6 protein-coding genes are annotated in these 12,722 nt (G+C 61.3%); 5 read left to right on the forward strand and 1 reads right to left on the reverse strand.

Translation table 11 applies throughout. The annotated features are described in order from the left end of the window. Positions 1-67 precede the first annotated feature (67 nt). The 5 genes from pvdM to AC1RL4_RS07275 all read left to right on the forward strand — a co-directional run bounded on the left by pvdM (position 68) and on the right by AC1RL4_RS07275 (position 9,860). A complete protein-coding gene (gene pvdM, locus AC1RL4_RS07255) occupies positions 68-1,438 on the forward strand; it encodes a pyoverdine-tailoring dipeptidase-like protein PvdM (protein ID WP_230175578.1) in 1,371 nt (456 codons plus the stop codon). Further along, entirely contained in the window at positions 1,435-2,715 is a 1,281-nt protein-coding gene (gene pvdN, locus AC1RL4_RS07260) for a pyoverdine-tailoring periplasmic protein PvdN (RefSeq protein WP_230175579.1), read from the forward strand. Before pvdM ends, pvdN begins: the two co-directional genes overlap by 4 nt. Positions 2,716-2,977: 262 nt before the next feature. Further along, positions 2,978-3,865, forward strand: coding sequence for a dihydropyoverdine dehydrogenase (pvdO, locus tag AC1RL4_RS07265; RefSeq protein WP_230175580.1), 888 nt, complete (start codon positions 2,978-2,980; stop codon positions 3,863-3,865). A 131-nt stretch (positions 3,866-3,996) separates the two neighbouring features. After that, positions 3,997-5,655 carry a cyclic peptide export ABC transporter gene (locus AC1RL4_RS07270; protein ID WP_230175581.1) on the forward strand — a complete coding sequence of 553 codons (1,659 nt, stop codon included), beginning with the start codon at positions 3,997-3,999 and terminating at the stop codon, positions 5,653-5,655. Between the two features lie 29 nt (positions 5,656-5,684). Continuing rightward, positions 5,685-9,860, forward strand: coding sequence for a non-ribosomal peptide synthetase (locus AC1RL4_RS07275; RefSeq protein WP_230175582.1), 4,176 nt, complete (start codon positions 5,685-5,687; stop codon positions 9,858-9,860). Positions 9,861-10,129: 269 nt separating this feature from the next. On the opposite strand, the gene AC1RL4_RS07280 is transcribed toward AC1RL4_RS07275, so the two are convergent. Further along, positions 10,130-12,610, reverse strand: coding sequence for a TonB-dependent siderophore receptor (locus AC1RL4_RS07280; RefSeq protein WP_230174109.1), 2,481 nt, complete (start codon positions 12,608-12,610; stop codon positions 10,130-10,132). Between the last annotated feature and the right edge of the window lie 112 nt (positions 12,611-12,722).

Here is a 12,722-nt window from a genome sequence, read left to right on the forward strand (position 1 = left end):
CTCGTTCCTCCCAGATAGCAAAGGCCCCTGCGCCTGCACCGGGGCGGCGAACCTGACAGAGATGGCAATGACAAAACCACGTTCGAAAAAGGCTCTTTACATCGGCCTGCCGCTGGCCCTGGCGATCAGCGCCGGCGCGGGCTTCGCAGTCTGGTATTACGGGTTCAAGGACAACCCCGGTTACCCGATCAAGGTCATGCAACAGGCCGACGAGTTGCACGAGCGCATGCTCTCCTTCGATAGCCACATCAGCCTGATGCAGAACTTCGGCACCCAGGGCAATGAAGCCGACAAGGATGGCAAGGGCCAGTTCGACCTGGTCAAGGTCAACCGCGGACGCCTGTCCGGCGCGGCCCTGACGATTTTCGGCTGGCCGGAACTGTGGAATGGCGCCAACGCGCCGCACAAGCCCACTGCCGGTTTTGTCGAAGAGGCGCGCAACCAGCAGGAGATTCGCTACAAGATTATTTCCGGGATGGTCCGCGATTTTCCCAATCAGGTCGCCATTGCCTACACCCCCGACGATTTCCGTCGCTTGCACGGCGAAGGCAAGTTCGCGATTTTCATCAGCATGCTCAACGCCTACCCGCTGGGCCACGACCTGAACCTGCTGGACCTGTGGACGGCACGCGGCATGCGCATGTTCGGCTTCAGCTATATCGGCAATAACGACTGGGCCGACTCCTCGCGCCCCTTGCCGTTTTTCAACGATTCGCCGGATGCCCTCGACGGCCTCTCGGACCTGGGCAAGCAAGCGGTGCATCGCCTGAATGACCTGGGCGTGATCATCGACGTGTCGCAAATGTCGACCAAAGCCCTGGAGCAAGTCGCGCAATTGAGCCGCACACCGATGGTCGCTTCGCACTCGGCGCCACGGGCGATGGTCGATATCCCGCGCAATCTCAGCGACAAGGAAATGCAGCTGATCAAGAACAGCGGCGGCGTGGTGCAGGTGGTCGGTTTCTCCCAATACCTGCGCCCGCTGACCCAGACCACCCAGGACAAACTCAACGAACTGCGCAAAGAGTTCGACCTGCCGCCCCTGCCGAACCTCGCCATGGCATTGATGCCGGGCGATCCGGTCATCGCTGCCTGGCCCGAGAAAAAATTCGGCCAGTACGCCAGCCGTCTCTACGCGATTCTCGAAGAAGAACCCAAAGCCAGCCTCAAGGACCTCGGCGACGCCATCGATTACACGGTGCGAAAAATCGGCATTGACCATGTCGGCATCAGCTCCGACTTCAACGAAGGGGGCGGCGTCAAAGGCTGGGAAAACGTCGGTGACATTCGCAATGTCACGGCGGAACTGATCTCGCGCGGCTACTCCGAAGCAGACATTGCCAAGCTCTGGGGCGGCAACTTCCTGCGGGTCTGGGATCAGGTGCAGAAAGCCGCCAAGCCAGCGCTGATTTCACAACAAGGCACGAGCACACCATGAGCGATCGTCGCACCTTTCTGAAACAGGCCGGGATCCTCGCCGCCGGCCTGCCGTTGACTGCCGGCCTGAACAACGTCGCCAACGCCACGCCAGTGCCCTCGCCGCCTGGGGACAAATGGGCACAGCTGCGGCAGCTGTTCGACCAGGATCCGGATTACCTGCATTTCTCCAATTTCCTGATCACCTCGCACCCCAAGCCTGTGCGAGAAGCGATCGAGATGCACCGTGCCGCCCTCGATAAAAACCCCGGGCTGGCGATGGACTGGGACCTGGGCGTGATCGAGCAGCGTGAAGAAGAGGTGCGTGTCTGGGCCGGTCGTTACCTGCAAGCCAATGCCAGACAGATCGCCTTGACCGGCAGCACCACCGAAGGCCTGGCGATGATTTACGGCGGCGTTCATGTGCGCCCCGACCAGGAAATCCTCACCACCGCCCACGAGCATTACGCGACCCACACCATTCTCGATCTGCGCACCCAACGGGACGGCACCCGGGTGCGCAAGATCAGGTTGTTCAAGGATCCGCAGACGGTGTCCAAAGCGGAGATCCTGGCCTCGATCGAGCAGAACATCAAACCGCAAACCCGTGTACTCGGCATGACCTGGGTGCACTCCGGCAGCGGCGTGAAACTGCCGATCGCCGACATCGGCGCGCTGGTGGACAAGCACAACCGCAATCGCGCCGACCACGATCGCATTATTTACCTGGTCGACGGCGTGCACGGTTTTGGTGTCGAGGACTTGAGTTTTCCGGCCATGAACTGCGATTTCTTCATCGCCGGCACCCACAAATGGCTGTTCGGCCCCCGTGGTACTGGCATCGTTTGCAGCCGCAGTGAAGAGGTCAAATACGTCACGCCGATCATCCCGACCTTCTCCGAAGCCACGGCCTTCTCCACCACCATGACGCCGGGCGGCTACCACTCGTTCGAGCACCGCTGGGCGCTGAACGAAGCCTTCCAGCTGCATTTGCAATGGGGCAAGGCCGATGTTCAGGCACGTATCCATACGCTGAACAGCTATATGAAAAAACGCCTGCAAGCGCACCCGCAGATCGAACTGGTCACGCCCCTGAGCCCCGAGCTGTCGTCCGGCTTCAGCTTCTTCCGGGTCAAGGGCAAAAGCTGCGACAAGATCGCCGCCTGGCTGATGCAAAACCGCGTGATCGCCGATGCCGTGGAGCGCGACGTGGGCCCGGTGATCCGCGCCGCGCCGGGGCTGCTCAACAGCGAAGCTGAAGTTGACCGCTTCATCGCGTTGCTCGGCAAACAGCTCTGATCACCAGCCCCATGGTTAATGTCAGTCAGTTAAGAAAAGCCTGCGCCAAGTGCAGACCCGTGGCGAGGGGGCTTGCCCCCGTTCGGCTGCGAAGCAGTCGCAAATCCGGCATATGCGGTGTGCCTGGCAGAACGAGGTTGCAGGTTTCAGGACTGCTTCGCAGTCCAACGGGGGCAAGCCCCCTCGCCACAGGTCTGGCCTTCACTTGACTGACTGGCATCAGCCCCCCCTGATTCCTTTTAACTTTTTATCGAGAGCAATGATGAACAGTGAGCTGCGTAGCTTTTCCCTGAAGACGCTCCCCGCACTGGCCTTCGCCGCCGTGGTTGCAGGCCTGCTGCCGGGCGCCGCTCAGGCCGCCGCCCCCGCCCAGCCCGGCAAAGTGTTCAAGGACTGCAAGGACTGCCCTGAGATGGTCGTGCTGCCCACCGGGACTTTCACCATGGGCACCCCGGACAATGAGGTGGGCCGCGAGTCCGACGAAGGTCCGTTGCACCCGGTGACCTTCGCCAAACCGCTGGCCATCAGCCGCTTTCAGGTGCTGGCCGGCGAGTGGGACGCGTACCTGCGCGACAGCGGTTACGTCATGCCCGACGGTGACACCCGCCCGGGCCGCGAGTGCAAGGCTGGCGTGCCGCGCTATGAACGCACGGCCAGGCATCCGGCGGTGTGCATGAACTTCCCCGAGGTCAATGCCTATGTGGCCTGGCTCTCGAAGAAGACCGGCAAGCACTATCGACTGGTCAGCGAATCGCTGCGTGAGTATGCCGCCCGCGCGGGCAGCAGCGGCCCGTTCCCCTTCCCGTTCGATGAAGGCAAGGAATACAGCATCGCCAAACACGCCAACACCTACGGTGCCGCCGATGGCTACAACTTCACCTCACCGGCGGGCAGCTTCCCGGCCAACGCCTTCGGCGTGTACGACATGCACGGCAACGTCTATGAGTGGACCGCCGATTGCTACAACGACAACTACGTCGGCGCACCGAGCGATGGCAGCGCGTGGTTAACCGGCGAATGCACGGCCCGGCGCATTCGCGGCAATGACTGGGGCGAAGCTCCGGTGTTCTCGCGTTCGGGCAACCGCAATGCCACCTACCCCGACACCCGTGGCGACTGGCTCGGTTTTCGCGTCGCGCGGGATCTTTGAGGCTCCCACCTCCTGTCGCATGACCTGCAACAAACCCGTGCGCGGCTAAATCGCCGCCCACGGGTTTCGTCTTTTAAGCAGCCAAACTCTTGAACCTTTGCCCTTTAGCGGCACTTGAAGCGGAAACTTCCATGACCTCAAAATCCCGCGGAGCCTTCAGTGAAGTCCTCGGCCTGCTCAGGCCTTTCCGGGTCATCGTTGTGGTGTCGATCATGCTCGGCATGCTCGGTGGCCTCAGCATCACCGCGTTACTGGCGACCATCAATGACGCGCTGAACGCCGCCGGCACCCCGTCGACCCGGGTGTTGGCAACCTTTATCGGCCTGTGCGCGGTGGCGTTGCTGACGTCGATCTTGTCGGACATCGGCACCAACCATGTCGGGCAGCACATCATTGCCGGGCTGCGTAAATCCCTGGGGGAAAAAGTCCTGTTGGCACCGATCGAACAGATCGAGCGCTTTCGCAGTTATCGACTGATTCCGGTGCTGACTCATGACGTCGACACCGTCAGTGATTTCGCCTTTTCCTTCGCGCCGCTGGCCATTGCGTTCACCGTCACCCTCGGCTGCCTGAGCTACCTGGCCTACCTGTCGTTGCCGATGTTTGCCTTGCTGCTGGTGGCCCTGGTGATCGGCACCGCGCTGCAATACGTGGCCCGGGCCAAGGGCATCAAGGGTTTCCAGGCGGCTCGCGAAGCCGAGGACGAACTGCAAAAGCACTACAGCGCGATTGCCGCCGGCGCCAAGGAACTGCGCATCCATCGTCCGCGCCGCCAACGCATGTTCAGCCAACGCATCGAAGGCACCGCTGATTTCATCTGCAACACGCACATCCGCGCGGTCAACACCTTCGTGGTGGCCAAGACCCTTGGCTCGATGCTGTTTTTCGTGGTGATCGGCCTGGCGCTGGCCCTGCAATCGCTGTGGCTGGGCACCGATAAAGCGGTGCTCAGCGGGTTCGTGCTGGTGCTGCTGTACATGAAAGGCCCGATGGAATACCTGGTCACCACCCTGCCGGTGGTCAGCCGCGCCAACATTGCGTTCAAGCGCATCGCCGACCTGGCGGAGCAGTTTTCCTCGCCGGAACCGCACCTGCTGCTCAGTGACAAAGACGCGCCGAAATCGGTGGTCGAACACCTTGAAATGCGCGACGTGCATTTCGCCTTCCCGGCGGTGGACGGCAGCAAGCCCTTCGCCCTCGGGCCAGTCAACCTGTCCATCGCCCAGGGCGAGATCGTGTTTATCGTCGGCGAGAATGGCGGCGGCAAGACCACGCTGATCAAACTGTTGCTGGGGCTGTATGCGCCGCAGGGCGGGGAAATCATCCTTAACGGTAAGCCGGTCCTGGCGCATGACCGCGACGACTATCGCCAGTTGTTCACCACGATTTTCGCCGACTACTACCTGTTCGACGAATTGGTGCAAGGCGAGCAGAACGTTCCCGAAGACGCCAACCGTTACCTGGAACGCCTGGAAATCTCGCACAAGGTCAGCATCCGCGATGGCGCCTTCAGCACCACCGACCTCTCCACCGGCCAGCGCAAACGCCTGGCCCTGTTGAACGCCTGGCTGGAAGAACGCCCGGTGCTGGTGTTCGACGAGTGGGCGGCCGACCAGGACCCGGCCTTCCGGCGCATTTTCTACACCGAGCTGTTGCCGGAACTCAAATACCTGGGCAAGACCATCATCGTCATTTCCCACGACGACCGTTACTTCGATGTCGCCGACCAATTGGTGCGAATGGAAGGCGGCAAAGTCGTCGCGCAAAAAAAACCGTTGGCGACCGCCTGAACGATCCACCGCCGACTACGAGAGCCCCGATGAACGATTTGATCGATGATGATGTACTGGCGCTGTTGCTGGCCGATGCCGGTGATCAACCCCAGGGGATAACCGCCCGCGCCAATCAGCGCCCGGCGCCGCTGTCTTTCGCCCAGCAGCGGCTGTGGTTTCTCCAGCAACTGTCACCGGACAACGCCGCCTACAACCTGCCCCGTGTCATGCGCATCACCGGCCCCCTGGCGCCCCGGCGGCTGGAAACAGCCCTGAACAAGGTACTTGAGCGTCACGATATTTTGCGCAGTGCCTTCGTCGAAATCGATGGTTGCGCCATGCAGGTGGTCGATGCGCAGGCAACACTGGTGCTCGGCCATGAAGACCTGTCGGGTCTGTCGGACGAAGCCCGCGCCAACCGGATCGCGCTACGTATCGAGGCCCAGGCCGGCACGCCGTTCGACCTGCGCCAGGCGCCGCTGATGCGGGCGACACTGCTGCAGATTTCGGTCGACGAGCATCTGTTGCTGATGAACATGCACCACATCGTTTCCGATGCCTGGTCCAATGCGATCCTGATGCAGGACCTGAACCGTGCCTTCGCGCAGGCCAGCGACGCAGACGCCTCGCCGCTGCCACGTCCGGCGATTCAATACGCCGACTACGCCGCCTGGCAACGCGGTGACTACCTGCATAGCGCAACCTGCGCCAACAGCGCCGACTACTGGCAAAACTACCTCGGCACTCCGTTGCCGACCCTGGATATGCCGGTGGATTTCCCCCGCAGCGCGCAACACCGCCATCCGGCCGGCAAGCATGATTTCGAACTGCCGGGGTCACTTTCGGCTGCCCTGAACCGTTTCTGCCAGCAACAGGGCCTGACGCCGTTCGTGGTCGCGCTCGGGGCCTGGCAACTGTTGTTGAGCCGTTACAGCGGTCAGCAGGACTTTACCGTCGGCGTGCCGAATGCCACGCGCAATCGCAGCGAAACCCAAGCGCTGGTCGGCTTCTTTGTCAGCAGTCAGGTGTATCGCGTACGCCTTGATCCGTTGCTGTCCGCCAGCGATTTCCTGCAGCGCCTGCGCCGTGAATCCCTGGCGGCGCTGGACCACGCGGATTACCCGCTGGAGTTGAGTTTCGATGCCCTGCAATTGCAGGCCAGAGCGCAAGCCAATCCACTGTTCCAGGTGCTGTTCAACTGGCGTGCCGACAGCGCAGAGCCGGCGCACATCGATCTGGACGGACTGACGCTGGAGTTCCTTGACGCGGGGTCGAGCCAGGCCAAATTCGATGTGTCACTGGACGTCACGTACTCGCCTCACGGCGTGGCAGCGAGCCTGGAATACAGCCGCGATCTCTACACCCCTGTAACCATCGAGCGTCTGGCCCGGCACTGGCAGAATCTACTACAGGCACTGATCGATGATCCTGATCGCGCGCTCGGCGAATTGCCGTTGCTGGCAAGCGACGAACGCCAGGTTCAGTTGCAGCAGTGGAATCCGCCCGCGTCAGCCATGCCTGAGGACGGCGTGCATCAGTTGTTCGAACGCCAGGCGCTGGCAACCCCCGACTCGGTAGCCCTGATCTTCAACGACCTTGAGCTCAGCTATGCCCAGCTCAACGCCGCCGCCAATGGCCTGGCCCACTCGTTGATTGCACAGGGTGTCGGACCGGAAGTGCTGGTGGGCATTGCCGTGGAGCGTTCGGCGCACATGATCATCAGCCTGTTGGCGGTGCTCAAGGCCGGCGGCGCTTATGTGCCACTGGACCCCGATTATCCGCAGGAACGCTTGGCCTGGATGATTGAAGACAGTGGCCTGAGCGTGTTGCTGAGCCAGCGTTCGCTGCTGGATCGGCTGCCATCGATGCCCGGCGTCCAGCGACGCTGCGTCGACGACATCGATGTCCGGGGGACGCTGCCCGCACTTGACCCGCCCTGCCGCACCACCGGCCAAAACCTCGCGTATGTGATGTTCACGTCCGGTTCCACCGGTCGCCCCAAAGGGGTCGGCATCACCCAGGCGGCGTTAACCCGTCACGCCCAGGTGGCGCTGGAGTTTCTCGGCCTGACCGCACAGGACCGGTCCCTGCAGTTCGCCACGTTCAACTTCGATGCCTTTGTCGAGCAGCTTTACCCGGCGTTGATCTGCGGCGCCTCGGTGGTGCTGCGCGGGCCGGATATCTGGGACAGTGAAACCTGGTACCGCGAACTGCTCGACAAACAGTTCAGCGTCAGCGACCTGACCACCACCTACTGGAACATGCTGGCCAAGGACTTCGCCGCAGCCGGTCAGCGCGACTACGGTGCACTGCGGCAAGTGATCGTCGGTGGCGAAGCGATGCCACCGGAAGGCGTGGCGGCCTGGGGCAAGGCCGGCCTCGGGCACGTGAAGCTGCTGAACACCTACGGGCCGACGGAAACGACAGTCAGCGCCACGGTGCTGGATTGCAGCGACTACGTGACAGGGCATATCGCCCTGCCCAAAAGCATGCCGATCGGCCAGCCTCTGGCCGGACGGGCGATTTACCTGCTCGATGCCGGCGGCCAGCCAGTGCCAGTGGGTGTCGTCGGTGAACTGATGATTGCCGGCGACCTGCTCGCACGCGGCTACTTCAAGCGACCTGAGCTCACGGCCGAGCGCTTCATCCCCGACCCGTTCGATGTTCAGGGCGGCGGTCGTCTCTACCGCACCGGCGATCTGGCGCGCTATCGCTCCGACGGCGTGATCGAGTATGCAGGCCGGCTGGATCACCAGGTGAAGATTCGGGGCTTCCGCATCGAACTCGGGGAAATCGAGTCATGCCTGCTGCGATCGCCGCAGGTCCGCGAGGCGTTAGTGGTTGCCCGGGAAGGCGCAGTGGGTTTGCAGTTGGTCGGCTATGTCGTGGCCCAAAGCGACTCGCTGAGCGAGCAGCAACAATTCGACCTGCGCGAAACCCTCAAGGCTGAGCTCAAGGCCAATCTGCCAGACTACATGGTGCCCAGTCATCTGCTGGTACTGGCCGCCATGCCGTTGAGCCCCAACGGCAAGCTCGACCGCAAGGCCCTGCCGCAACCCGACCTCAGCCAGACGCAGCGGCACTTCATTGCTGCCGAAACGCCACTGGAAAAGGCGCTCGCCGAACTCTGGCAAGAAGCGTTGCAGGTCGAGCGTGTCAGCCTGGACGACAACTTTTTCGAACTCGGTGGCCACTCGATTCTGGCCATTCAATTCATCTCGACCCTTAACGCGCGCCTGGGCATCAAACTGGCGTTGCAACACATGCTGGCTCATCCCAATGTCCAGGCACTGGCCAGATTCATCGCACGGGAGCATCAGCAGCATGTGCAATGCGTGGTCGAACTCAACGCCTCGACAGCGTCGGCACCGCCACTGTTCTGCTTGCACCCCAGCGGCGGTATCGTGTTCTGTTATCAGCCGCTGGCGAAAAAACTCAGTGCCCATGCCCGGACCTTCGGCGTGATGCACAAGGGCTTTGCCGACAAAGACTCGAACGCTCAGACATGGGCCGAGATGATTGCCGACTACAGCGCACAGATCGTCGAGAAGCAGCCCCACGGCCCCTACCGATTGATGGGCTGGTCATTGGGCGGCGCCATTGCCATGGACGTCGCCGCCCACCTGGAGCGCCAGGGCAAGGAAGTGACCTTCCTCGGCCTCGTTGACACCACTCTGCCGGAACGTGACCTGCCTGCCGACCTGCCGCGCAAGCCTCTGGAAGAAGACAACCCGAACCACCTCAGTGCGGAAAACGAACTGCTGGCAGCACTCGAAGTCTTCAACCTGATGTTCGCGCATCTGGAACCGGCGGCGGCGAGCTTCATCGCCCGGAACCCGACGGCCGACCTCAAGGCCTTCTATCGCTGGGCCAGCGAACAGACAGCGACCGGGGAACAGGAAATGATCGCGACCCTGGAAGGCATCAAGCAAGAGATCATGAACGCGCAAGCCTATGCGATACATGAACGTCTGGTGGCGGCGTTCGAACAATTCTCGCTGCCGCTGCTCAAGGTCCAGGTCAGTTGCTGGTGGTCGCTGTCGCATAAAACCCTGGAGCAAGTGCGGTATTCGGAACAACTGCTCAGGGCCCACAATGTGACAGGCCAATTGCACACCTCGATCCACTCACCGCTGCCGCACCGCAGCATGATCTACGCCGAGTCGCTACTGGAGTCATTTACCGAAGTGTTCCTCGGCTGCCAGGGCGAGTCATGTAGCTGACCGAGCGACGGCAAACAAAAACGCAGAAGCCATGGCTTCTGCGTTTTTGTTTGTGCTTCAGGTAATACCGTAGCAGCTGCCGAGCAGCGCGAGGCTGCGTTCGGCTGCGCAGCAGTCGTAGACCCTAAATGCACGGTGTATCTGACAGACTGCAGTGCCTGATTTCACGACTGCTTCGCAGCCTCGCGCTGCTCGGCAGCTGCTACAAGATTAGCCCGCGCCCCTGGTAAAAGGGCGCGGGCCGGGACTTTGACGCTAGTGCAAAGGACTCAGAACTCCGGTGTGTATTTCACGCTGAACATCACGTTGCGTGGATCACCGTAGTTGTTGTTGCCGTTAATCTGGTTGTAGGCCGCTGCGAAGTAGGTCTTGTCAAACAGGTTGTTGGCATTCATCGCCAGCTCGATTTCCGGGGTGAGCTGATAACCGACGCGAGCATTCCACACGGTGTAACCCGGAACGTTGACGGAGTGGTCGAAACCTATCGTGTGGGTTTGTGCGGTAAAGCCCAGGCCGGTACTCACACGGCTCCAGTCGCCGGTCATCTGATAATTGCCCCACACACGCAGCATGTGTTTAGGCGTCCACCAGCTGAAGATTTTGCCTTCGTTGGTAGGGTCGTCGAGGTATTTGGTGGTGTTGTAGGTGTAGCCGGCAAACAGTTGCAGATTGTCGATCACTTCGCCGCTGATTTCGGCATCCAGACCCTGGCTGCGCACTTTGCCCGATGCCGTCGAGCAATACCAACCGTCGCAGGTTTGTGCACCCTGCGTATCGAGAACGGCACGGTTTTCCTGGTCGTAACGGAACAGGGCCACGGAGGTATTGATCCGGCCATCCATCAACTCGCCCTTGAGACCGATCTCGTAGTTAGTACCGACAATCGGTTTAAGTACCGAGCCGGCGGTATCGCGTTCGGTTTGCGGTGTATATACGTCGGTGTAACTGGCGTAGACCGCCCATTCGCGGCTCAGGTCATAGACGATACCGGCATAGGGCGTGACTTCTCCGGTTTCAGTGGCGGTGCTTTTTGGATCTTCTGTAATGCCGCTCGCGGTCTGGGTCGAAGACTTGTAATTGTAGTCGTACCAACTGACCCGCGAGCCGAGCACCAGGGTCAGGTCTTCAACAGGCTTGACCCGCCAGCTGCCGTACAGGCCTTTCTGGCGGATGTCGTATTGGCTGGGAGTCCCACGGCCACCGGGGCTATTGATCAAGCCTTCGTAGCTGATCTCCGGACGGTTGTGATCAATGTCGAAGATGTTGTCGGAGCTGTCATTGAAGGTTCGGGCGTATTTGTCGTCCGAGGTGTATTTGGAATAGTTGCCGCCCACCATGATTTCCTGCGGCATGGACAAGGCTTCGAACTTGCCGGTGAGGTTCATGTCCAGAGCGACTTTGGTGGAGTCCATGTCCGTCACGAAGTCAGCGTATTGCACGCCGCTGCCATCGGGATTGATGCCATCGCCGGTGGATTGCACCCGCTGGTTCTTCGCCTTGTTGGTTTCCGTCATGCGCACGGCGCCGATCTTGAAGGCCCAGTCGTCGTTGAAACGATGTTCCAGATCGGTGTAGAGCGTGGTGACGTCGATATCCGAATGGTTCCACTTCGCCCCGGTGTACGTGCTGCGCGGCAGGTCGATGGGTTTACTGTCGGAGTAACGCGGGAAGCCGCGGACATTCGCGCGCGATTCGCCGTCGGACTGGCTGACCGCCACGCCCACGGTGGTGGCTTCGCTCAGATCGAAGTCCAGCGCGCCGTACAGCGAGGTGGTCTTGTACCATTCGGAATCAACGAACGTGTGGGTGTCGTCCTGGTCGGCAAGGAAACGTCCACGGATGGTGCCGTTCTGGTTCAACGGCCCACCGGCGTCCAGTTGCAGACCGTAGTGATCCCAGGAGCCGGCCTTGCCGGTCAGGGTCACGGTCGGTACGGCCTGACCGCGCTTGCGCACCAGGTTGACCGCGCCACCCGGGCTGCCGGTGCCTTGCAGCAAGCCCGACGCACCGCGCAGCACTTCCATGCGGTCGAAGAAAATCAAGTCCTGCGTGGCCCAGTTGCCCAGCGCGTAAGTGTTGCGCGGGATCGGCACACCGTCGTACTGCCAGTCATCGATCTGGAAACCGCGCGAAGAGAGGATCAAACCTCTGCCGACGCCTTGGGCACCGACCAGTCCGGTGGTCTTGTTGGCGGCGTCCTTGAGATCGACGATATCCTGATCATCCATTTGCTTGCGGGTCATCACCGTGACCGACTGCGGAATTTCCTTGAGGGTGTGGGTGCCCTTGCCGATGGTCACGGCATTCGAGGTGTAGGAATTCGAGCCTTCGGTGGTCGCGCCCACCTGTTGCGCGTTGATGGTGGTGGCGCCCAGTTCCAGACCCTCGGTCGAACTGCCGCGTACCAGCATCAGCGTGTTGCCTTCAAAGCTGTAGTGCACGCCCGTGCCCTTGAGCAGTTGGGCAATCGCCGCTTCGCTGCTCAACTTGCCGCTGACGCGTGTGCTGCGCAGGCCGGTCATATCATCGGCGCTGTAGATCACCTGCTGATTGGTCTGCGTGCCAAACGCCTGCAACGCCTGGGGCAAAGGCTGGGCAGGAATGTCGAGGGTGAAGTCTTCGGCGTGGACCTGCGCGCTGAGCGGCAGCAGGCAAGCCATGCCCAGACTGGCCAACGAGCGACGCGAGCGCAGGGTTCGGGCAATGACCAAGGCCTTGAACAGAGGTTTCAACTCATGAATTGCTGACATCGTGCTCTCTATTTTTAATTGAAATGGATAGGATCCATGGGCAACCGAGTGCCCTGCCGCTGCCTGGACCTGTGAACCGCCTGGATCGGCTGCCATCTCGGGCAACACGTCG

The organism is Pseudomonas sp. GW822-FHT07A10 (assembly GCF_058798795.1).